Origin of the sequence: Marinobacter sp. SS13-12, assembly GCF_030227115.1 — a bacterium.
GTDB lineage: Bacteria > Pseudomonadota > Gammaproteobacteria > Pseudomonadales > Oleiphilaceae > Marinobacter.
Genome location: NZ_JASSUA010000002.1, coordinates 100,207 through 121,922, shown reverse-complemented (window position 1 = coordinate 121,922; position 21,716 = coordinate 100,207). Strand labels below are relative to the sequence as shown.

19 protein-coding genes and 1 tRNA gene are annotated in these 21,716 nt (G+C 58.4%); 5 read left to right on the top strand and 15 right to left on the bottom strand.

The features are described from left to right. Positions 1–85: 85 nt before the first annotated feature. Positions 86–1,294: a beta-ketoacyl-ACP synthase I gene (gene fabB / locus QPL94_RS13540; RefSeq protein WP_285358073.1), complete on the top strand. Its 1,209-nt coding sequence runs from the start codon at positions 86–88 to the stop codon at positions 1,292–1,294. 161 nt (positions 1,295–1,455) lie between these two features. After that, complete coding sequence (gene fnr, locus QPL94_RS13535) at positions 1,456–2,202, top strand: fumarate/nitrate reduction transcriptional regulator Fnr (RefSeq protein WP_285358071.1); 747 nt, start codon at positions 1,456–1,458, stop codon at positions 2,200–2,202. Positions 2,203–2,237: 35 nt separating this feature from the next. Here fnr and QPL94_RS13530 read toward each other — a convergent pair whose 3' ends face one another. Further along, a complete protein-coding gene (locus QPL94_RS13530; RefSeq protein ID WP_137437464.1) occupies positions 2,238–3,116 on the bottom strand; it encodes a sugar nucleotide-binding protein in 879 nt (292 codons plus the stop codon). 204 nt (positions 3,117–3,320) lie between these two features. Here QPL94_RS13530 and QPL94_RS13525 point away from each other — a divergent pair, with 204 nt between their 5' ends. Further along, a complete protein-coding gene (locus tag QPL94_RS13525) occupies positions 3,321–3,680 on the top strand; it encodes a hypothetical protein (RefSeq protein WP_285358070.1) in 360 nt (119 codons plus the stop codon). A 1-nt stretch (position 3,681) separates the two neighbouring features. Here the strand turns inward: QPL94_RS13525 and alr are convergent, their stop codons facing one another. The 8 genes from alr to rnr form a co-directional block, all read right to left on the bottom strand. Beyond that, positions 3,682–4,779, bottom strand: coding sequence for an alanine racemase (alr, locus tag QPL94_RS13520; RefSeq protein ID WP_285358069.1), 1,098 nt, complete (start codon positions 4,777–4,779; stop codon positions 3,682–3,684). Next, positions 4,779–6,176 (bottom strand): replicative DNA helicase, encoded by a 1,398-nt coding sequence (gene dnaB, locus QPL94_RS13515; protein WP_285358066.1) that lies wholly within the window; start codon positions 6,174–6,176, stop codon positions 4,779–4,781. Before dnaB ends, alr begins: the two co-directional genes overlap by 1 nt. A gap of 148 nt (positions 6,177–6,324) precedes the next feature. Continuing rightward, a complete protein-coding gene (gene rplI / locus QPL94_RS13510) occupies positions 6,325–6,771 on the bottom strand; it encodes a 50S ribosomal protein L9 (protein WP_137437460.1) in 447 nt (148 codons plus the stop codon). A 20-nt stretch (positions 6,772–6,791) separates the two neighbouring features. Next, positions 6,792–7,658 (bottom strand): hypothetical protein, encoded by an 867-nt coding sequence (locus QPL94_RS13505; RefSeq protein WP_137437459.1) that lies wholly within the window; start codon positions 7,656–7,658, stop codon positions 6,792–6,794. Between the two features lie 27 nt (positions 7,659–7,685). Beyond that, on the bottom strand, positions 7,686–7,916 hold the full coding sequence (gene rpsR, locus QPL94_RS13500; protein WP_114613426.1) for a 30S ribosomal protein S18: 231 nt from the start codon (positions 7,914–7,916) through the stop codon (positions 7,686–7,688). A 29-nt stretch (positions 7,917–7,945) separates the two neighbouring features. After that, on the bottom strand, positions 7,946–8,362 hold the full coding sequence (gene rpsF / locus QPL94_RS13495) for a 30S ribosomal protein S6 (RefSeq protein ID WP_135955260.1): 417 nt from the start codon (positions 8,360–8,362) through the stop codon (positions 7,946–7,948). Between the two features lie 180 nt (positions 8,363–8,542). Then, on the bottom strand, positions 8,543–9,280 hold the full coding sequence (gene rlmB, locus QPL94_RS13490) for a 23S rRNA (guanosine(2251)-2'-O)-methyltransferase RlmB (RefSeq protein ID WP_285358062.1): 738 nt from the start codon (positions 9,278–9,280) through the stop codon (positions 8,543–8,545). A gap of 3 nt (positions 9,281–9,283) precedes the next feature. Beyond that, on the bottom strand, positions 9,284–11,914 hold the full coding sequence (gene rnr, locus QPL94_RS13485; protein WP_285358061.1) for a ribonuclease R: 2,631 nt from the start codon (positions 11,912–11,914) through the stop codon (positions 9,284–9,286). A 272-nt stretch (positions 11,915–12,186) separates the two neighbouring features. Between rnr and QPL94_RS13480 the strand changes: the two genes are divergently transcribed. After that, a tRNA-Leu gene (locus QPL94_RS13480) sits at positions 12,187–12,273 on the top strand. Between the two features lie 137 nt (positions 12,274–12,410). Here QPL94_RS13480 and QPL94_RS13475 read toward each other — a convergent pair. From QPL94_RS13475 to mpl, 4 genes are all read right to left on the bottom strand, one after another. Then, complete coding sequence (locus QPL94_RS13475) at positions 12,411–14,264, bottom strand: hypothetical protein (protein ID WP_285358060.1); 1,854 nt, start codon at positions 14,262–14,264, stop codon at positions 12,411–12,413. A 153-nt stretch (positions 14,265–14,417) separates the two neighbouring features. Beyond that, entirely contained in the window at positions 14,418–15,563 is a 1,146-nt protein-coding gene (locus tag QPL94_RS13470) for an acyl-CoA dehydrogenase family protein (protein WP_137437455.1), read from the bottom strand. A 109-nt stretch (positions 15,564–15,672) separates the two neighbouring features. Further along, positions 15,673–16,320 carry a flavin prenyltransferase UbiX gene (locus QPL94_RS13465; protein ID WP_285358059.1) on the bottom strand — a complete coding sequence of 216 codons (648 nt, stop codon included), beginning with the start codon at positions 16,318–16,320 and terminating at the stop codon, positions 15,673–15,675. Beyond that, on the bottom strand, positions 16,317–17,726 hold the full coding sequence (gene mpl, locus QPL94_RS13460) for a UDP-N-acetylmuramate:L-alanyl-gamma-D-glutamyl-meso-diaminopimelate ligase (RefSeq protein WP_285358056.1): 1,410 nt from the start codon (positions 17,724–17,726) through the stop codon (positions 16,317–16,319). Before mpl ends, QPL94_RS13465 begins: the two co-directional genes overlap by 4 nt. A 154-nt stretch (positions 17,727–17,880) precedes the next feature. On the opposite strand from mpl, the gene QPL94_RS13455 reads away from it, so the two are divergent. Continuing rightward, positions 17,881–19,143 (top strand): 6-phosphofructokinase, encoded by a 1,263-nt coding sequence (locus tag QPL94_RS13455; RefSeq protein WP_285358054.1) that lies wholly within the window; start codon positions 17,881–17,883, stop codon positions 19,141–19,143. Positions 19,144–19,209: 66 nt separating this feature from the next. Here QPL94_RS13455 and QPL94_RS13450 read toward each other — a convergent pair whose 3' ends face one another. Continuing rightward, positions 19,210–19,461 carry a GrxA family glutaredoxin gene (locus QPL94_RS13450; RefSeq protein WP_285358053.1) on the bottom strand — a complete coding sequence of 84 codons (252 nt, stop codon included), beginning with the start codon at positions 19,459–19,461 and terminating at the stop codon, positions 19,210–19,212. A 127-nt stretch (positions 19,462–19,588) separates the two neighbouring features. Then, positions 19,589–21,715: a methyl-accepting chemotaxis protein gene (locus QPL94_RS13445; protein WP_285358052.1), complete on the bottom strand. Its 2,127-nt coding sequence runs from the start codon at positions 21,713–21,715 to the stop codon at positions 19,589–19,591. Between the last annotated feature and the right edge of the window lies 1 nt (position 21,716).

Genomic DNA, 21,716 nt, shown 5'->3' with positions numbered 1-21,716 from the left:
GCCAAAGCGCCTAGACTGGTAGTTACAGTCAGACGCGAAAAGGATCTGCCCGGTTTTCGGAGCAGACCTTTTAAAGGAGGAAGGTATGAGACGGGTTGTAATCACTGGCATGGGCATTGTTTCCTGCCTCGGCAACTCCACCGAAGCGGTGCTGGAAAGCCTCAAAACCGGTAAATCCGGTATCCGCTTCAACGAGACCTATCGGGACATGGGCTTCCGCAGCCAGGTTGCGGGCTCCGTTGATGTGGACACTTCGGTCATCGACCGCAAGACCCGACGATTCATGGGCCAATCGGCAATGTACAGTTTCCTCGCCATGGAGCAGGCCATCGCCTCCTCCGGGCTGACGGATGACATGGTATCCAACGATCGAACTGGCCTGATTGCCGGATCCGGCGGTGCGTCCAGCGCCAGCCAGGTGGAAGCGGTGGATATCATGCGTGAGAAAGGCGTGAAGCGCATCGGACCCTATATGGTGCCCAGGATCATGACCAGCACGGTATCAGCCTGCCTGGCCACGGCTTTCAAGATTCGCGGCGTGAACTACTCCATGTCGTCAGCCTGTGCCACCAGTGCCCACTGTATCGGCCATGCCGCCGAACAGATCCAGGCCGGCAAGCAGGACATTGTGTTTGCCGGTGGCGGTGAAGAAGAGGACTGGAGCCTGACCATGCTCTTCGACGCCATGGGTGCCCTGTCCACCAAGTACAACGATGCTCCGGAAACGGCCTCAAGACCCTTCGACAGTGGCCGTGACGGCTTCGTGATCGCCGGCGGCGGTGGCATGGTCGTGGTGGAAGAGCTGGAGCACGCCCGCAATCGTGGTGCAACCATCATTGCGGAACTGGTGGGTTACGGCGCCACGTCAGACGGCCACGACATGGTGGCGCCGTCCGGGGAAGGCGCCATGCGCTGCATGCAGCAGGCATTGGCCACGGTGAAAGCGCCGGTGGACTATATCAACGCCCATGGCACCAGCACACCGGTGGGTGATGTGGCGGAGATGAAAGCCGTACGGAACGTCTTCGGCGACAAAATACCGCAGATTTCCTCCACCAAGTCCCTGTCTGGCCATTCCCTGGGGGCGTCCGGTGTCCAAGAAGCGATCTATTCATTGATCATGCTGCAGAACGGCTTTATCGCCGGCACCAAAAACCTGACGAACCTGGACGAGACCATCGCCGGCATGCCGGTTGTGGGGCCGGACGCCAAACAGGCAGATCTCAGTACAGTGATGTCCAACAGTTTCGGGTTCGGCGGCACCAACGCCTCTCTGGTGTTCGAAAAAATCTGAGGATTTTTTGCCAATCCGATCGAACTGACCGCCCAGGCCCGTTCAGCGCCGCTGAATGGGTATATGCTTATAATTGTCAATGGCATTAGTCATTGGCAAAGCCTACTGTTCGTAATAGAGTACGGTTTTGACATGAATCAATAATGGATGGCTCGTCTACCATGGCCCAACCTATCAGACTCCACCAGGCGTCCCCCCTCAAGGCATCCTGTCACCAGTGCAGTCTCAGCAATCTTTGCCTCCCCCTGGCTCTGGAAGAAAATGAACTTGACCGTCTTGAAGATATTGTCCAGCAGGGCCGGATTTTCAATCGCGGCGAGCATATCTTCGACCAGAGCACGCCGTTTCGCTCCTGCTTTGCGGTCAAGAGCGGGGCCATCAAGACGTCCATCATCAGTGAGAATGGCGAGGAGCAGGTAACCGGATTCTTCATGCCCGGCGAACTGGTGGGCCTGGACAGCCTGGGCAGCAAGTACTATGCCTGCACCGCCAAGACCCTGGAGCGCACCAGTGTCTGCGAGTTTCCGGTCGACAAGCTGGAAGAACTCACCAGTAGCCTGCCGGATCTCCAGCACCACATGTATCACCTGATGAGCCAGGAAATCCAGGGCAGCCATCAGTTGGCCATGTTACTGAGCAAGAATACGGCAGAGGAGCGGATTGCGGCACTGCTGCTGTCGTTGTCCAGCCGGTTCCAGCGTCGCCGCATGTCCGGCACCAACTTCAGCCTGCCCATGGCGCGCAACGACATTGCCAATTTCCTGGGCCTGGCGGTAGAAACCGTCAGCCGGGTGTTCACCCGTTTCCAGAATCAGGGCATTATCAGCGCCCGGGGGCGGGAGGTAGAGCTTCTGGATGTGGAAGCACTGCAGACAGTCACCCGGGAATTTTCGCGTCAGAACACCTGATGACGCTGTCTGCCTTGACCACGAACCGGGTGCCGTCAGCTCGCCGGTTCGTCAATCAGCTCCCTGTCCCCATTCAGCGAAAGTAACTCCAGCTCTTCCGCCAGCCCGGAACGCCAGGGCAGCTGTTTGACGCCAAAGGTATTGCGGATCTTGGTGCAGATCATCGTGGTATTGGCAGGCTCGAGAGCGGCCCAGGCCGGCATCTCATCCACCACCCGCAATCCATCGGGAATACCACTCAGCCCGGTGATGGCCAGGCCCAGCTCATAGAGCGAGATATCCTCTGCACCGGCATACTGGTAGGTTCCCCATACCTCGGCACCACAATCAATCTGCTGAATAATCGCGGTCATCACCCGGGAAAGATCGCTTACGGTCACCGGTTGACCATGGCACTTGCCGGGCAGCTTGATGACATCGGAGCGCGCCGCCACGGACTGTACCTTGCGGATAAAACGCCCCAGGCTCCAGCCCGTTCGCAGGATAATATGGCGGGGCAAAAGCGTTCGTACTGCCTGCTCGCATTCCCACTGCCAATTACCCAGCTCATTGCTGGGCTGGCCAGGGTTGGAAGCGATATAGGCACTTTGCTTGCGGCCATCGAACACGTAACAGGTCGACAGCTGCAGCAGGGCCATGTTCCGGTCGCGGGCATACTCCGCCAACGCAACAGGCAGCGAAAAGGATACCTTATGGGCAGCCTCTGGATCCTGTTCGGCAATTTCCGGGTTGGCCAGCCATAACGCGTTCACAATCAGGTCAGTATCCTGGGGAATCCAGCCGTCCAGTGCTGTGAGATCCGCCGTTTCCAGCTCACTGATCAGCAACGGACTGACGTGAAGCGACGTTTTTCTCAAGCGCTCCAGCAAAACCCGCCCCAACGGGCCATAATCATGAACAACAAGAACGTGCACGGGCGCTCATTGCCTCCGGTTTCGGTCGACTGTCTTTATCCATACTGTAATCGTTCAAGCCGACGGTTGGAACGCATACCCGGGATATCACTGATATGACGGGTACCTGATACCGTTCAAGCCAATGGCACCTGTGCCCCAACCCATAGAATGCGTATCGGAGAACCGAGCAGACCCTACGAGCATACAACAACAGGATCCCATATGCTGAAACAACAAAGCCACATCGTCGCGCCCATACCGGATGAGTTGCGCACCCGCGCCCTTTACACTGTCAGCGAACTCCGCGAACGGGGCAAGGCCGACAAGGAAGCCATCGACAAGCTGTTTGAACTGATTGTCGAGATGACCGATAACGGCCTGGACTTTTTCTTCCTGGAACCCCTGCGTCGGCTGAATGCCAGCAGCATGCTGATGGGCATGGCCAGGATGGGCATCAGCAGCATGCTCAAAGGCAGCAAGATGGTGGTCCACAAGGTACTGAAAAAACTGGATGACCGCAGCCTGGCGGCCATTCTCGATTTCATTGAGGAAATCATCCACGAGCCGGAAGTTGCTTCCTGAGCTACACTGGCCCATCGCCGGAACTGTCATACAGCCTGGGCACCCGGGCTGTAATACCTGTAAGCAGCTCGTAGCCGATGGTACCTGCGTGTTGCGCCACCTCATCGACACTCACATGCCGCCCCCACAGCTCGACGGTATCTCCTGGACGGGCGGCCGGAGAGTTGGTCAGGTCTACCGCCAGCATGTCCATGGACACCCGACCGATCAGACGTATACGGCTACCAGCCACCCAGGCCGGCGTATCCGTGCCGGCGTGGCGCGGGTAACCATCACCGTAGCCAATCCCGACAATTCCCATCCGTGTTTCCTGTTCCGCTGTCCAGGAGCAGCCATAACCCACGGATTCCCCCGGCTGGAGCGTTCGAACCGCCGTCAACTCGGCTTCCAGCGTCATCACTGCTTCAAGGCCCAGTTCCGGCCCGGTTTTTCCAAGCGTCGGAGAAGCGCCATACAGCATGATGCCGGGGCGGCTCCAGTCAAACAGCGGCTGGCCGGGGAGAAAGTGGGCTGCGGAGTTGCCGGCACTTTTTTCCAGCGCTGGCCAGTCAACCACGGCCTCGGCAAAGACCCGGGTCTGCTTGTCGGTGAAACCACTGGAAGTGTCATCCGCGCAGGCAAAGTGGGTGACGAAGCCTATAACCTGCCCTTCTGAGCCATGTGCCTTCAAGCGGGCCATCACCTGCGCCAGAGCAGCAGGTGCAAACCCCAGGCGGTTCATTCCGGTATTCACTTTGAGCCAGAACTTCGGCGTGGCCGGTGCCTGCTCCAGCCAGTCCAGCTGGTAGCCGCTGTGCACCACCATTTCGAAACCTTCACGGGCGCTGGTGGCGACATCCTCGACGCTGTGCGGACCCTGCAGCAATACCACCGCATGATCAACACCCGCCTCCCGGATGGCCAGAGCCTCTTCAATACAGGCAACGGCAAACTTCGGAGCTTCATCCGCCAGCGCCCGTGCCACTTCACCTATGCCATGGCCGTAGCCATCAGCCTTGATGACCGCCATTGCCCGGGCCGGGCTGGCCAGCCTGCAGGCAAGACGATAGTTATGGCGAAGTGCCCCGGTATCAATGCGGGCAACGGTCTTCCGTGGCATCAATAATCCCCGCCGTAATCGCCGTGGGCCAGGTCTTCGAATTTGGTGTACTTGCCGATAAAGGCCAGGCGAACGGTGCCAATGGGGCCGTTCCGCTGCTTGCCGATAATGATCTCGGCGATGCCCTTGTCGGACGTGTCTTCGTTGTATACCTCGTCGCGGTAGACGAACATGATCACGTCCGCATCCTGCTCGATGGCGCCGGATTCCCGCAGGTCCGAGTTCACCGGGCGCTTGTTGGGCCGCTGCTCCAGGCTGCGGTTGAGCTGGGAAAGCGCTACCACCGGGCAACTGAGCTCTTTGGCGATGCCTTTAAGGGACCGGGAAATCTCGGAAATCTCGGCGGTACGGCCCTCGGTGTTACCCGGCACCCGCATCAACTGAAGGTAATCCACCATGATCAGGCCAAGCTGGCCGTTGTTCTCACGGGCAATACGGCGGGCGCGAGAGCGCATCTCCGTCGGGCTCAGGCCCGGCGTGTCATCAATGTAAAGCGGCTTGTCCTTCAACAGGCTGACGGCCGAGGTAAGCCTGGGCCAGTCATCCTCTTCCAGCTTGCCACTGCGGATCCGGCTCTGGTCGATCCGTCCCAGGGACGACAGCATACGCATCACCAGTGCATCCGCGGGCATCTCCATGCTGAACACCAAAATCGGCGTGCTGGTGCTGATCAGCGCGTTCTCGACGATGTTCATGGCAAAGGTGGTCTTACCCATGGAGGGTCGCCCTGCCACAATCAACAGGTCGGACGGCTGCATACCGGATGTCCACTCGTCCAGATCCTTGAACCCTGTGGTCAGGCCGGTTGTGGTTTCGCCGGATTCAAACAGCTCCTCGATACGGCTGAGAGCCTTGGTGAGAATCGGATTGATGGTCTGCGGGCCGGTGCCTTCCTTTACCCGGGATTCAGCAATCTGGAAGACATTGCGCTCGGCTTCGTCCAGTATCTCGTTGCTGTTTCGCCCCAGGGGATTGAAGGCCGAATCCGAGATTTGCCCGGATACCTGCACCAGCTGCCGCAGTATTGAACGCTCGCGCACAATCTCCGCGTAGGCGCGAATGTTGGCGGCACCCGGGGTTTTTTCTGCCAGCTCTGCCAGGTAGGAAAGCCCTCCGGCGTCTTCAATATCGCCTGCACGCTCCAGGAATTCCGTCAGCGTAACCACATCCAGCGGTTCGCTCTCACTGGCAAGGCGTTCTGCAGCGCCGAAGATCAGCCGGTGGTCCTGGCGATAGAAGTCGACCGCGGAAATCATTTCCGAGATCTCATCAAATCTGCGGTTGTCCAGCATCAGGCCACCGAGAACCGCCTGTTCGGCCTCAACAGAATGAGGCGGAACCTTGATCCGGCTGGTTTCGGGGTCGCTGTTTACCGGTTTGAAATTCGGATTGGCCATGGAAACTTCTTCGTCTAGCTAGGGCAAGGACAAATCATACACCACAAAGCAACAAGCCCGGAATCCAACTGAGCGGATTCCGGGCTTGTATGGCTGCCGCCGGGTCGAAACCCGGCGTTACCGCCTGACGTGCAATTTACTCGACTGCTTACTCTGCAACAACAGCCAAGTTAATCGCAACGGTCACGTCGGAATGCAGCTGAAGCTCAATTTCGTACTCGCCGACCACACGGAGTGGACCTTCCGGCAGACGAACTTCGCTTTTCTCGACTTCGGTACCAGTGGCGGTAATCGCATCAGCGATGTCACGCACACCGATAGAACCGAACAGCTTACCTTCTTCACCAGCCTTGGAGGTGATAGTGACGGAGGCGCCTTCCAGCTTCTCGCCACGAGCCTGGGCTTCGGCCAGCTTCTCGGCGGCAGCTTTTTCAAGCTCTGCACGACGCTCTTCGAACGCCTTCAGGTTGTCGGCAGTTGCCGGAACAGCCTTGCCATACGGCAGCAGAAAATTACGACCGTAACCGGCCTTTACTTTGACCTTGTCACCCAGTGAACCAAGGTTTGCTACTTTTTCGAGCAGAATAACTTCCATCTCGTTAACCTCTTCGTGCTTTATTCAGCCGGGCCGGAGGGTTTTATTCGCCTCCGGATGTCCAGCCAGCTATCCACAAAAGCCAGAACTACTAACAGAATCATCAGGCTGGGACCAAGCAGTACCAGCGCCAGATAGAATATTATCAGCCACTGACCACTCAGATTTTTACGACCAACAATGCCATGAACCAGGGCCAGCCCCGCCAGAAACAGCGGCAACCCTCCGGCCCATCCCAGCAGCATGGAGTTCAGCCCGAGGACGGGCCCTGCCACCATGGTAATCACACAGATAACCGCGATTGCCGGTGACAGCCGGAGCGAGTGGAACTCGGCCCGGAATCCGCCAGGGTTATACAACCCTGCCTGCCAGGATCTTGCCAACATGGTCATGCCCACACCGGTAACCAGGTAAGTGCCTGCCATGCTTGCGTTCATGGTCTGCCGAATGACTGTTTCCAGCCGGTCGCCAAGACTGCTGGCGACTTCAGCATTGTACTCTTCGTAAAACCTGACCCCGGTCTGCACCAGATCATTTAACAGATCCGGATACAGCAGGGGCAGCATCATGCCTGTCACAATACCCAGGAAACTGCCTGCCAGAAGCGCTTTCTCCCAGGACAGGGTTGTTCGCAGTATGGACGCAATCAACATCACCTGAAGCAATACCGCCAGTGCTGTCGGGTCCTGCCCGAACCAGCTCCAGCCGAGTGCCGGAAGCAATGCCCAGAGGCCGATATTAAGCCCCTGGCTGATACCCAGCCTGAGAATGACCAGGCCGATAACCGCTGCACCAATCCAGAACAACAGGGGTATCGCAGTGGTAACTGCCGCAACCCCGCCTGCCTGCAGAGGACCGCGCATTACAAACTGTGCCAGTGCACGCATGGTCCCGGGTCCTGTTTATTCTGTTACTTAGTTATCGTGGCTGTCCGAATACGGCAGCAGTGCCAGGTAGCGAGCACGCTTGATAGCGGTAGCCAGCTGACGCTGATAGCGTGCCTTGGTGCCGGTGATACGGCTGGGCACGATTTTGCCGGTTTCAGTAACATAACCTTTCAGGGTGTCCAGATCCTTGTAATCGATCTCTTTAACACCTTCTGCCGTGAAGCGGCAGAACTTACGACGTCTGAAAAAACGAGCCATAACTTAACTCCTCAACTCCGGTGATGGTTTTACTCTTCTTCGTCCTGGGTTTCAGCCTGCTGACGTGGCTCGTCAGATTCAGCTGAACGACGCGGACGATCATCGCCGCCACGACGGTCTTCACGGGACTCGGAAGCTTTCATCGGGGACAGGTCCGTATCGGCACCATCGCGGCGCAGGATCATGTCGCGGATGATGGCATCGTTGAAACGGAAGTTGTGAGTCAGCTCGTCCATCGCTGCCTGTGAACATTCAACGTTCATCAGTACGTAGTGAGCCTTGTGAATCTTGTTGATCGGGTAAGCCAGGTGACGACGGCCCCAATCTTCCAGGCGATGTACCTTGCCGCCATCTTCATTGATGACGCCGGTATAACGCTCGATCATCGCGGGCACCTGCTCGCTCTGATCCGGGTGTACCATAAATACGATTTCGTAGTGACGCATGAGTTCTCCCTACGGTTTAAACAGCCTCCAGCAAACGCACAGAAACAGACCGGGCAAATGCAAGAAGCAAGGAGGTGGCAGCCAAAGCCGCCGGCTTCTTGATGCTGACTGCCCCGATTTCAGGCAATACAGCACCGCCCCCTGGAAAGGGGGTCACGTATTCTAGGCGGGTGGCGGGTACTATGCAAGCCGCTGACGCAAAGCTTCGTAAAGGCAAACGCCGGTGGCAACAGAAACGTTGAGGCTGTCCACGTGTCCAAGCATCGGGATATTGATCAGCTGGTCGCAATGTTCGCGCGTCAGCCTCCGCATACCCTTGCCCTCGGCGCCCATCACCAGAGCGACGGGGCCGGTAAAGTCGGACTGGTACACGGTGCTTTCCGCCTCACCGGCAGTGCCGATAAGCCAGACGCCGCTGTCCTGTATGGTGCGCATGAACCGTGCAAGATTGGTGACGCGCACCAGCGGTACGGTTTCAGCAGCCCCGCAGGCCACCTTGCGCACGGTGGGCGACAATGAGGCAGACTTGTCTTTCGGTACCACAACCGCCTGGACGCCAACGGCATCGGCGGTGCGCAGGCAGGCCCCCAGGTTATGGGGATCAGTGACACCATCAAGGATGAGCAGGAACGGCGGCTTATCGGAAGCTGAAAGCATGGCCAGAAGGTCGTCTTCGCTCCACTCACGGCTTTCAGATACCGCCGCCACCACGCCCTGGTGAACCCCGGAAACCCGTTGGTCCAGCTCCTTACGGTGCACCACCTGCCAGCGCACCCCGAGTTCGTTCAGGGCATCGGTTATGGTTTTGACCCGGCGATCTTCCCGGCCGGTCTGGATCCACACCTGTTGCAGACGCTCCGGCTCTCGCTTGAGGACCGCTTCAACCGCATGCCAGCCAAAAATAAACTCTTCAGACACGGCTTATTTTCCTGACTTGCGGGATTTGCGTTTCTTGTCAGCGCCGTCGGTTTTGCCAGCAGGCTTCTTGCCTTTGCCCTTACCCAACGCCAGCTTGGCGGCTTCAGCCACCAGCTTGTCGCGGGCTGACAACTCGCCATCGTCTTCGTAGGTCGGCGCCACCTGCTCGGGCCGTCCCTGCTTGCCGGCAGTGGGTGACCCGGAACCTTTCCTTCGCCGTGGTTTTTCACCCGCATCGCCGGCTTTCTCGCGCCCGGCTTTTCCGCTGGAGCCTTTCCCGCGGTCGCCCCTCGTGGAGCGGCCAGCGGCGGATTTGCCGCCCTTGCCCCGGCCTTTGCCTTTGTCCTTCGGCTCTCGCTTGGTAATTTCCAGCGCGTCCCGATCCGCCTGGCGGTGTTGAGGTTCGCTCACAAGTTCAAGATCAATCTTGCGATCTTCCATGCCCACACGCACCACCTTCACCCGGACATCGTCGCCCAGGCGGAAACTCATGGCCGTGCGCTCGCCAATCAGGCGATGCTTGGCAGAGTCGTGATGGAAGTAATCGCCACTGAGCGTGGATACGTGTACAAGGCCTTCTATATAGACCCCTGACAGTTCCACGAAGAAACCGAAAGGCACAACGGCAGCAATCACGCCATCATATTCCTCGCCCACATGATCCTTCAGGTACTCACACTTGAGCCACGCCATGACATCCCGGGTGGCATCGTCAGCGCGCCGTTCGGTCATCGAACAGTGCTCACCCAACTGGTGCATGCGAGGCGTATCGTAAGGGTAATCGGCAAGCTCCGGATCACGCTTCGGGGGCTCAACCACATCCTTGCTGCCCTCTTCACCATGAACAACAGACTTGATTCCCCGGTGCACGATCAAATCCGGATAGCGGCGAATCGGCGAGGTGAAATGGGCATAGCTGGTAAAGCCGAGACCAAAGTGACCACCCTCGTCCGGGCTGTACACCGCCTGGCTGAGAGAACGCAGCATCACCGTCTGGATCACGTTGGCATCGGAGCGGTCTGAAATACTGGACAACAGCTCCTGATAATCCGCTGAGGTTGGCTTGTCTCCGCCGCCCAACTGCAGGCCCAGTTCGCCCAGGAACAGCCGCACTGCATTAAGACGCTCCTCGGACGGCCCGTCGTGAACCCGATACAGCGAAGGCACTTTGTGCTTCTTCAGGAACCGTGCAGTCGCCACGTTGGCGGCCAGCATGCATTCCTCGACAATCTTGTGGGCATCGTTACGCTGGACCGGAACGATTTCCTCAATCTTGCGGTTGGCGTCGAACACCACCTTGGTTTCCGTGGTTTCGAAATCGATGGCGCCCCGCTCGGTTCGGGCCTTGCGCAGCAACTTATAGAGATTGTAGAGGTTGTGCAGGTGTGGCAGCACGTGGGCGTACTGCTCCGAAAGCCTGTAGCCCGGTTCGGAATCCGGCCGCTCCAGCATGTCGCTGACCTTGTTGTAGGTCAGCCGCGCATGGCTGTGCATCACCGCCTGGTAGAAGGTATAGCCACTGATGGCACCTGCCGCGCTGATGGTCATGTCCGCTACCATGCACAGCCGGTCCACGCCCGGGTTCAATGAACACAGTCCGTTGGACAGCTTTTCCGGGAGCATGGGCACGACGTGATCCGGGAAATACACGGAGTTGCCGCGGTTGATCGCCTCTTCATCCAGCGGAGTGTCGGGGCGCACGTAGTGGGACACATCTGCAATCGCCACCAGCAAGCGGTAGCCTCCGCGAGGACGTGGCTCACAGTAGATGGCGTCGTCAAAATCCCGCGCGGTTTCATCATCGATGGTCACCAGGCGCAGGTTGCGGATATCCACCCGGTTCTGCTTGTCCTTTTCCGTGACTTCCTCGGGAATACCCGCTGCCTGCTCACCCACCGCGGGCGGCCAGCTATGAGGGATATCATAGGAGCGGATGGCAACGTCGATTTCCATGCCTGGCGCCATATGCTCGCCCAACACTTCAACTACCTTTCCTGTGGGCTGGGTGCGCACTGTAGGCTGACGCAGAATGTCCACTACCACGTACTGCCCATGCCGCGCTTCATTGATGTGCTCGGCGGGAATCAGCACTTCGTGGTTGATGCGGGCATTCTCCGGAACCACGAACGAAATGCCGCTTTCCTGGAACAGCCGACCAACGGTCTGATGGGTACGATATTCCAGCACCTCGACGATCACACCTTCACGACGGCCACGGTCATCGACCCGATCGACTCGTGCAGCAACCCGATCCCCATGAAAAACCTGACGCATCTGGCGGGCTGTCAGGAACAGATCTGAACCACCATCGTCCGGTATCAGGAACCCGAACCCGTCCTTGTGCCCTGTCACACGACCTGTCACCAGGTCCGCTTCTTCAATGGGCAGGTAGGCGCCACGGCGGTTGCAGATAAGCTGTCCATCGCGACACATGGCGATCAGCCGGCGGCGCAGGGCTTCGATGCCCTCTTCGGACTGCTGACCAAGCTCTTCACACAGGGTTTCATGGGTGGCCGGCGCGCCCCTCTCTTTCAGATGCTCGAGGATAAATTCCCGGCTCTGGATGGGGTTGTCGTACTTGCTGGCCTCACGCTGTGCGTGTGGGTCGTTATCTGTCTTTTTTCTGGAAACCATTCGTATCCCTATCTCGATTTCCTGCCTGGAAATCATGCGTTATATAATGTTTGCCGAGGAGTATAACGCTGCCAACGCCTGCGTGCCTAACCGGCCACGAAAAAACAGGCACAAAAACCGGCATTGGCCGACAAAAAATGTTTGACAGCCTTTTTCCGAATGATTAAAGTACGCGCCATCGGTTGACGGCATTGCCCGCAACCGTGGCAGAAACACCGGAAATTCAACAAGGTAAAGCTGTTGAAACCCACCGGAAAAGCTGCAAATCACCTGCCGAGGTGGTGAAATTGGTAGACACGCTAGCTTCAGGTGCTAGTGGGGGCAACCCCGTGGAGGTTCAAGTCCTCTCCTCGGCACCACTTCCTCCCTCAGGAAGTGTTACGAATCCGAAACCTTTATAAGCACATGTCGCAGACGTTGTCCGGCAGACTGGCGTTATTCGGCAAACACAGTGCTGACTCCCCGGCTTTGCCCGAGGAGCTCCCTGCATTACCCCCTATTCCACCAACCCTGACAGATATTCGGACAGTCGTTGATAGGTGTAATTGACCCGGGCATAGGCCGCCGAAGGCATTCTCTCGAACTCCCTACCGCAGGCCCTGCTGCCACCGCGCCGGTTCAGGTAGGCAGTGCCGATCAGGTTGGGCTGCTCTTCCACGAATTCGTTTGACGTTTCGAAGGGGTAATAGAACGCCCAGTCAAAGCCCTCGATATTGTTGACCCCAGTGGTGGAAGCCATGTCTGGATCCAGGAAGCCGAACCGGAGGGGACGCAGTCGATCATTGCGGTTGTCGAATTCCAGCGCCAGTGGGCTGAATCCGTCTGGCTGCGGAATACTTCCGGATACGGTGTAGGGTTGCTGGGCGGAAACCAGGAGCGCCGCGCCTGCATCGTCCGGATCAATAGCCGCATCGCATGACTCTACATCACCAGAAAGGGTCATGATTTCTTCTTCAGTTCCGTCCACCGTGCGGGTAAAGCCGAAGAAAGCGTCAGTGCCAAGCTGATAGTCGGGTTCCAGCACTTCGGTTTTGTCTCCTGACATCGCAATGAGCTCCTGGACCTGTGTATTCGCCATGGTCCACTCATAGCTGATCGCCGCAACGCCACCCAATGCGGATGATGACGCCAGGCCCGGATGACAGCCAGTGGTGGTTTCAAACGTCGCCCGGCGATTCTCCCAGTCGAATACCAGCCTCTCGTCCGGACCTTCATCCTCGTAGAAACCGGCGCTTTCCTGAGACAGGGATATGCCTGGCATCCACTGTGTTCCGGTGTTCGCAATCTTGCCGCCGGCATTGATCAGGCGGGCCATTTCCCTCAACGATGGCATCATGCAGCCGTGGCCCGTAATGGACGTAACCCGGCCATCCTCGGAGTAATCGAACACCAGTTCCGCGGACACGCCGAGATTGGACATGGAAGCAGGCAGTTCGCTGCCCTCGCCCCGCGCCAGAACCGTCTGTCGCTCCAGAATCATCGGGTCCTCCAGCTCAATGGGCACCTCCGGCAACGCCAGCCCGTCGACATCCACATTTTCGTAGTTGCCCTGGGAGGCAGCTTCGTCCACCACCTTCACCACATCCAGCGCATTACGAACGAACGAGACACCCAGAAGGAAGGCCGCGTCCTTGCTCAGAAAACGCTCGCGTCCGTCGCCGCCACGCAGCAGGCTGGCGTAGTCGTCCGGAAACTGACTGGCCATAAAGCGGGCAAAAGCACGGGCATAGGCATGGGCCCGGTGATCTCCGGATTTCACATAGTCGCTGAGCAGATTCACATTCCCCAATGCATCCGCCAGATCATTGGTGGTGGCCGTCAGATCCCGCACACCAATGACCCGGCGCTGGCGCACCAGCGTACTGAGGGGTGTGACATTGCGAACCCCCGGAGGGGCGCTGAGCATGTAGGCGTCTTCCAGCTCCACCTCCCCCATGCGGGTTTGTTCAAGCGTCTGACCCGGGATAATGACGGCAAACAGGGGGAAATCCCGGGGGTCGATGTCCGGGGACACCAATGGGTCCTGCACCAGCCCGGTGGTGTCGAGGGTAAACTTGCCGTCTTCACCCGTCATGGCGGTGGGCTCGCCATTGGGCAGGGTGATTTCGGTTCCGGCGCTGTTCTTGATGGTCATCGGCCCCGGGGTGTACTGGCTGTCGCCATCCATATCCAGCCACACCCGTGCATTGCGCAGGTAGCCGTCTATAACCCTGCCGGTGTAGGGCCTGGGCTCGCTGTAGTCCTGGGCGTCAAAATCGCGGCCATCCACCGGTGATTCGTCTGATTCCTCGCCGCATCCGGCCAGGGCAAGTGTAAACAGGGCAACTGAAATGGGGAGCAGGCGTTTCATTGCGGCAACCATTATCCTTGTTAGAGGTTGTGCCGCTACTGTAGGGGATGTTGCCGGGGTGAACCTTGATAGGTTTGGCAATTTGTAAACTTTGGTAACGAAAGTGCGCCGGCGGAGAAACTCCGGCGGCGCGCCGTCACTTCAAGTCAGGCTTTAAAACGAGCGCGCAACGATTTCCTTCATGATTTCGTTGGTACCGGCATAAATGCGCTGAACCCGGCTATCGGCCCAGGCACGGGCAATGGGGTACTCCCACATATAACCATAGCCGCCATGAAGCTGGACGCACTCATCCATGACTTTGCACTGCAGGTCGGTGGTGTGCTGTTTCAGCATCGCCGCCGTGGGAATATCCAGCTTTTTCTCCAGGTGCAGCTCCAGGCAGCGGTCACAGAACACCCGGGCCGCGGTGATTTCCGCTTTCATCTCTGCCATCTTGAAGCGGGTATTCTGGAACGCGATCACCGGCTTGCCGAACGCCTTGCGCTCCTTGACGTAGTCCAGCGTCCACTGCCAGGCCGCCTCTGCTGCAGCCACGGCGGTCAAACCAACCTGCAGTCGCTCAGCCGGCAATTCCGCCATCAACTGGAAGAAGCCCTGGCCTTCCATGGAGCCCAGCAGTTTATCCGCCGGCACCTGGACGTCCTGGAAGAACAGCTCGGAGGTATCCTGGGCCTTCATGCCCACCTTGTTAAGGTTCTGGCCTTTCTCGAAGCCTTCCCAGGCGCTTTCCACCAGCAGCAGGCTGGTACCCTTGGCGCCTTCTTTGGGATCGGTCTTGGCCACGACAATCACCAGGTCCGCCAACTGGCCATTGGTGATGAAGGTTTTGGAACCGTTAAGCACGTAGTGATCGCCGGCCGCGTTCTTTACCGCCGTGGTTTTCACACCCTGGAGGTCGGAACCGGCACCGGGCTCGGTCATGGCGATGGCGCCGATCATCTCACCGGTGGCCAGTTTTGGCAGGTAATACTGTTTCTGTTCTTCGGACCCGTAATTGAGGATATAAGGCGCGACAATATCGGAGTGCAGGGTCCAGCCGATGCCGGACAACCCGGCCCTGGACACCTCTTCCATGATAACCGCGCTGTAGCGGAAATCCGCCCCTACGCCACCATACTCTTCCGGCATCGTCGGGCAGAGAAAGCCCAGCTCGCCGGCCTTGGTCCAGAGTTCCCGGCTGACCTGGCCGTCCTTTTCCCATTGTTCGTGATAGGGCGCCGCTTCCTGCTGCAGGAACTTGCGGACGGAATCCCGGAAACCTTCAAGGTCGGCATCGAAGAGTGTGCGTGGAATCATGGTGAACCTCGGTGAATGACTGTCTTGTGGTTGTCGTTCACCAAGTCTCGGGGGAGCGGCGTTTTCGCTCAATGATGAAAAGCATCAATCGGGCTGACCAAAAACATCGTCAATCGGGCTGTTTTGACTTGAGTCGTTCCTCACCCCAGCGTGGCATCAGATCCTGGGGCAGGCCCAGATGGTCCAGCAGGCGGGCAACGATAAAGTCCACCAGGTCACTGACCGATTGCGGCTGATGATAAAACCCGGGGCTGGCCGGCATGATAACCGCACCCATGCGGGTCAGGCGCAGCATGTTATCCAGGTGCACCTCGGAATAAGGCGCTTCCCGGGGCACCAGGATCAGTTGTCGGCGCTCTTTCAGGGCCACATCCCCGGCACGCTCAATCAGGTTGTTGCTGGCGCCGGTGGCCAGTGCAGACAAGGTGCCAGTGCTGCAGGGGCAAATCACCAGTGGGGCTTTCTCGCCTGAGCCGGATGCCGGCGGAGAAAACCAGTCCTCCCGCCCGAATACCAGCACCTGCCCCGGCCTGGCGCCCGCATAGCTGGTCAACGCCTCCTGCATGGCCGGCGTATTACCCGGCAGTTTCAGGTCGGTTTCCGTGGCAATCACCACCTGGGCGGCCTTGCTGACCATCACATGCACTCGGCAATCCGCCGCCACCAGGCACTGCAGCAGGCGAAGGCCGTACTGGGCGCCGGAAGCACCGGTAAAAGCCAGATTGATCACCCGCGGGTTGTCTGGTGCTGCTGTCATGCTGATGTTCCCTGACCGGTTTTACCTTCAAGTTCCGCAATCAGCTTCTGATGAATACCACCAAAACCGCCATTACTCATGATGACAATATGGCAGGGGCCGGAGACCTGTTCCAGAACCCTGCCAATCAGCGCTTCCACGGTTGACTCCACACAGTGACGCTCCGGCGCCTCCGCTGTGGCGTTATGGCCCTCAATCAACGCTGGCAACCAGTCCATCTGATTCAGGTTGGCCCAGATTACCCGGTCTGCCGCTGCGGCGCTGGGCAGCAGTGTCTGCTGGTGCACCCCTTGCTGCATGGTATTGGAGCGCGGTTCGATCAGGGCGAGGATGGTCTCCTCCCCCACTTTGTTGCGCAGCCCTTCGAGGGTGGTGGTGATGGCTGTGGGATGATGGGCGAAATCGTCGTATATGTGGACACCCTCAATATCTGCCAGCAACTCCATCCGCCGTTTGACGCCGGAAAACCGGCACAATGCCGCCACGGAATGGTCCGGCGTCACCCCTACATGGCGGGCAGCGGCGATGGCTGCCAGGGCGTTACGAACGTTGTGCAGCCCCGTCTGCGACCAATTCACTGTCGCGACGGGCTGTTCGTGGTGAACCACCATGAACCGGCTGCCATCCTCGGCCAGCAACTCCGCCCGCCAGTCGGCCATATAGGGCACCTCACTGCCGACTGACGTGGCCTGAATGCTGGTCCAGCAGCCCAGTTCCAGCGCCCTGTCGAGATGGGTATCCAGCGCCGGGCGCACAATCAGACCGCGAGAGGGCACAGTTCTGACCAGATGATGGAACTGGCGCTCAATGACCTCCACGTTCTCGAAAATGTCGGCGTGGTCGAACTCCAGATTGTTGAGAATCAGGGTGTGAGGCCGGTAGTGAACAAACTTGGAACGCTTGTCGAAGAAGGCGCTGTCGTATTCATCCGCCTCAATCACGAAGAAATCGCTGTTACCCAGCCGGGCGGAGACCGGGAAGTCGTGGGGCACGCCGCCCACCAGGTAGCCAGCCTCGAAACCTGCCTGTTCCAGTATCCACAGCAACATGGCGGTTGTGGTGGTTTTGCCATGGGTACCCGCTACCGCCAGCACCCAGCGATGACGCAACACTTCCCGCGCCAACCATTCGGGGCCGGACATGTAGTCGATATTCTGGTTCAGGACCGCTTCCACTTCCGGATTGCCCCGGGACACGGCGTTGCCAATGAGCACCAGATCAGGTTCGGGCTTGAGGTTGTCGCGATGGTAACCCTCCATCAATCCGATGCCCTGGGCTTCCAACTGGGTGCTCATGGGCGGATACACGCCCTGATCGGAGCCGGTTACAGTATGCCCCAGCTCTCTGGCCAGCACGGCCAGGCTGCCCATGAAGGTGCCACAGATTCCCAGGATATGAATATGCATTCGGTTGTCGACCTCTTGGATGAAACCTGCAAAGCGTCCCGTATAGAATGCGGGTCGTCAAGCGTTCGTTACGACCTTTGATGTCATGAAAAAAACCAGCGATTGGCGTATCATCTGCCGCATTCGATGAAACTGCAGGAGGCACTAGCCGGAAATGGCCATCAGAAACGCATTTTATGCCCAGTCAGGCGGTGTAACCGCCGTTATTAACGCCAGCGCCTGCGGGCTCATCCAGACCGCGCGCAAGCACCCGGACCAGATCGGCAAGGTCTACGCCGGGCGCAACGGTATCATCGGCGCCCTGAAAGAGGAGCTGATCGATACCAGCCTGGAAAGTGATGATGATATCCAGGCACTGATCCATACGCCAGGCGGCGCGTTCGGGTCCTGTCGCCACAAGCTGAAGAACTTTTCTGAAAACAGGCGCGAATACGAGCGTTTGATCGAAGTGTTCCGGGCCCACGACATCGGCTATTTCTTCTACAACGGTGGCGGCGATTCCCAGGATACCGCCTACAAGGTATCGCAGCTTGCCGAGAAGATGGGCTACCCGATTACCTGCATCGGCGTTCCCAAAACGGTGGACAATGATCTGCCCTTTACCGATTGCTGCCCCGGCTTCGGGTCGGTGGCCAAGTACATTGCCACATCCACCCTGGAAGCGAGCCTGGACATCCGCTCCATGTGCGAATCCTCCACCAAAGTGTTCATCCTGGAAGTGATGGGGCGCCATGCTGGCTGGATTGCCGCGTCTGGTGGCCTTGCCGGCAAAGGTGAAGGCGAACCGCCCCACGTCATTCTGTTCCCGGAAGTACCCTTTGAGCGGGAACGGTTCCTGGAGCGGGTGGATTTCTGCGTCAGGGAATATGGTTACTGTGTCGTGGTCGCTTCAGAAGGCGCCCAGTATGAAGACGGGCGTTTCCTGGCCGACGCCGGCGCCAAGGATGCCTTCGGCCATACCCAGCTCGGTGGCGTCGCCCCGACACTCGCCAATATGGTGCGCCAGGCGCTGGGGCACAAATACCACTGGGCGGTTGCGGATTACCTGCAGCGCAGCGCCCGCCATATTGCCTCCGCCACGGATGTGGAGCAGGCCTATGCAGTCGGCAAGGTGGCCGTGGAAATGGCCCTGGCCGGCAAGCAGGCACTGATGCCGACGATTGTGCGCGAGCAGTCACGGCCCTATCGCTGGCACATCGGCGAAGCGCCCCTGGCCGACGTTGCCAACCAGGAAAAGAAAATGCCGATCCACTATATTACCGATGATGGCTACGGCATCACCCAGGATTGCCGCGACTATCTCGAGCCTCTGATTTACGGCGAGAGTTTCCCGCCGTTTGACGACGGTTTGCCGCGGGTGGCGAAGCTGAAGAACCAGTTGGTTGAAAAGAAGCTGAAGGCCGATTTCCAGATCTGATTGGCCCGTAGACAAAAAAACGGCGCCCCGGTTACCCCGGGGCGCCGTTTTTTTTCAGGATACTGTTCAGTGGGCCGCGGTACCGACCCGCTCCAGATATCCGGAAAAGTCGTCAAACCCGCCAACATGCACCTGGCCCACGAAAATCTGCGGGACCGTATGAACCGGCTTGCCTATGGTTTTCGACAGATCCTCTTTACTGATCCCCTCCTCGACGATGTCTACGTAGCGATAAGGGAGATCATTGATTTCGCAAAGCTGCCTTGCGCGCGTACAGAACCCACAGGAAGCACGGCCAAAAATAGTGACTTGCTCCATAATTCAACTCCTGATCCGGAAAATAGGCGGGCTTTCACAGCCTCGAACAAAGGGCATTATGATCGCACGTTTGCTGAAAAATAAAATTGATGGGCTGAATAGTATCGATAGTAACAGACGATACAGGTCAGGTTTTAAGGCGACTCAGCTCGGAATCCAGCGCCCGCACCTGTTCATCCAGCGAGCGTCCGCTTCCACTCACTCTTTGCGCGAGGGCTCGCAGATCGTTAGCAGCGTCGCCAATACGGGTCAGGTTCTGATTGATTTCCTCACTGACAGAGCTCTGTTCCTCCGCCGCAGTAGCCACGTGGGTAACGTGCTCAACAATGGTGGCAATACGCTCTACTACCGAAGCCAGGGAATGGTCGGCCTCACGGGTTCCTTCAACGGCCCGGGTCGCCCGGTCAACACCACTCCGGATAACGGTGACGGCACCGCTCACATCACTTTGCAGGCCATCAATCATCTGGCTGATCTCGTCGGTCGACTCCCGGGTGCGGGACGCGAGGGTTCTTACCTCATCCGCCACCACGGCAAAACCGCGGCCCTGTTCTCCTGCCCGGGCGGCCTCTATGGCCGCATTCAGGGCTAACAGGTTGGTCTGTTCCGCAACCCCGCGGATAACCTCGATAATCCGGTTAATTTCCTCACTACGGGTGGCAACATGACTGATAGCCGTGCTCGCCTCGTCCATATCGCCGGCAAGTGCGCTGACACCCTCCAGGGCTGATGTCAGCGTGTCCTGGGTAAAGCGCACGCCGTCCTGGGCCATTTGCGCATTTTCTGCCGCTTCACCGGCGAATCCGGCCACTTCGCCGGCAGCCGCGGACATCTCGTTCATGGCAGCAACAACACTCTCGATATCCTGATGCTGACGCTCGGTCTGGTCATCGGTTTCCCCGGCAATCACGCCCACATCCGCCGCCTGCTGGCTAACCTTGCCGTTGACCTCTTTCAGGTCGTTGATCATTTCCCGGAGCCGGCCAAGGAAGGTATTAAACCCGCCGGCAAGCTCGATCAACTCCGCATGGGTTTCAATATCCAGCTCGCGGGTCAGATCCCCCTCTGCACTGGCCAGGTTTTTCATACGGTCGCGGATCTCATTGAGCGGTTTGGTGACCGAGCGCACCAGTACCACCAGAACCACAATTGCAAGGATCGATACCAGCACACCCACCATGGTCTGTCGCCCGGCCGTGGTGCTCACCTCACTGGACAGCAGCCCGGTAATCTCGGCCACATCCGCCAGGGCAGTTTCCCGGGGCAGTTCGATCAGCAGCGACCACTCGGTATCCGGCAGGTCGATCTCGATGGGGTAGGACACGGCCAGCGTCTCCCCGTCATCGTAGGTGCCATCACCACGATGCAGAGCGGTGTATTGATCTGCCTGTTGTGGCAGGGCTTCCGAGAGTGGCCGGCCCAGGTAGTCATCGTAGTGGCTGGACGCAGCGATCAGGCCCTTGTTGCTGAGCAGGGTAACCCGCGACTCACCATCGTAGAGCTCACGACTGACGTTCTGGACGGTTTGCTGCAACGTGGACAGGTTGATATCAACCCCTGCCACACCGGCGAATCCGCCATCTTCGAGAATGGGCATCACCAGGCTGGTCATCAGCTCGGAATAACCCTCTTCGATTTCATATTCGTAGGGCTCCATGATGCAGGGCTTTCTGGCATCCCTGGAGCACAGGTACCATTCCGCCTCGCGAATCCCGAACTCGTTGCGTGCCTCCAGGTACTTTACCGACGGGTCTTCGGTGCGACTGAACGTCACATCCCCTTCCGGCGTGCGATAGTAATAGATCTCCAGGGTGCCTTCGTCACTGCTGTGCTCTTCCACACCACCGGTAAAATAGCGGTCCTGGCCATCATAGGCATCGGGCTCGAACTGGGCGTAGATGGAGCTGAGGCTGTCCTGCTCTTCCAGAATAGCTCCGATGGTTTCCTGAAGGTCAATACGGCTGATTCGCCCGGAGCTGTCGGCCTGGATGTTTCGGCTGATCACATTGCGAACCACTTCCGGCGTCCGGTAGGCTGTCGCAAACATGCCGCTGACCAGCTCTCCATACTTGCCGGCCGTTGCACTCAGCCGCTCGACGGCCATACTCTGAACCGTTTCACGGGTTTCGGAGGTGATTCTTTGCTCCATTTGTCCCAGGGACAGCTGCGCCGTCACCACGATACTGATGCCCATAACCAGCAGAAGGGAAATCACAAGGGCGTAGAGCTTGAAGCGAAGTGACAGCTTTCTCATT

Coding starts and splice junctions, on each gene's coding strand:
- fabB (WP_285358073.1), top strand. CDS start 86: ATGAGACGGGTTGTAATCACTGGCATGGGCATTGTTTCCTGCCTCGGC.
- fnr (WP_285358071.1), top strand. CDS start 1,456: ATGGCCCAACCTATCAGACTCCACCAGGCGTCCCCCCTCAAGGCATCC.
- QPL94_RS13525 (WP_285358070.1), top strand. CDS start 3,321: ATGCTGAAACAACAAAGCCACATCGTCGCGCCCATACCGGATGAGTTG.
- alr (WP_285358069.1), bottom strand. CDS start 4,779: ATGCCACGGAAGACCGTTGCCCGCATTGATACCGGGGCACTTCGCCAT.
- dnaB (WP_285358066.1), bottom strand. CDS start 6,176: ATGGCCAATCCGAATTTCAAACCGGTAAACAGCGACCCCGAAACCAGC.
- rplI (WP_137437460.1), bottom strand. CDS start 6,771: ATGGAAGTTATTCTGCTCGAAAAAGTAGCAAACCTTGGTTCACTGGGT.
- QPL94_RS13505 (WP_137437459.1), bottom strand. CDS start 7,658: ATGCGTGCACTGGCACAGTTTGTAATGCGCGGTCCTCTGCAGGCAGGC.
- rpsR (WP_114613426.1), bottom strand. CDS start 7,916: ATGGCTCGTTTTTTCAGACGTCGTAAGTTCTGCCGCTTCACGGCAGAA.
- rpsF (WP_135955260.1), bottom strand. CDS start 8,362: ATGCGTCACTACGAAATCGTATTTATGGTACACCCGGATCAGAGCGAG.
- rnr (WP_285358061.1), bottom strand. CDS start 11,914: ATGGTTTCCAGAAAAAAGACAGATAACGACCCACACGCACAGCGTGAG.
- QPL94_RS13475 (WP_285358060.1), bottom strand. CDS start 14,264: ATGAAACGCCTGCTCCCCATTTCAGTTGCCCTGTTTACACTTGCCCTG.
- QPL94_RS13470 (WP_137437455.1), bottom strand. CDS start 15,563: ATGATTCCACGCACACTCTTCGATGCCGACCTTGAAGGTTTCCGGGAT.
- QPL94_RS13465 (WP_285358059.1), bottom strand. CDS start 16,320: ATGACAGCAGCACCAGACAACCCGCGGGTGATCAATCTGGCTTTTACC.
- mpl (WP_285358056.1), bottom strand. CDS start 17,726: ATGCATATTCATATCCTGGGAATCTGTGGCACCTTCATGGGCAGCCTG.
- QPL94_RS13455 (WP_285358054.1), top strand. CDS start 17,881: ATGGCCATCAGAAACGCATTTTATGCCCAGTCAGGCGGTGTAACCGCC.
- QPL94_RS13450 (WP_285358053.1), bottom strand. CDS start 19,461: ATGGAGCAAGTCACTATTTTTGGCCGTGCTTCCTGTGGGTTCTGTACG.
- QPL94_RS13445 (WP_285358052.1), bottom strand. CDS start 21,715: ATGAGAAAGCTGTCACTTCGCTTCAAGCTCTACGCCCTTGTGATTTCC.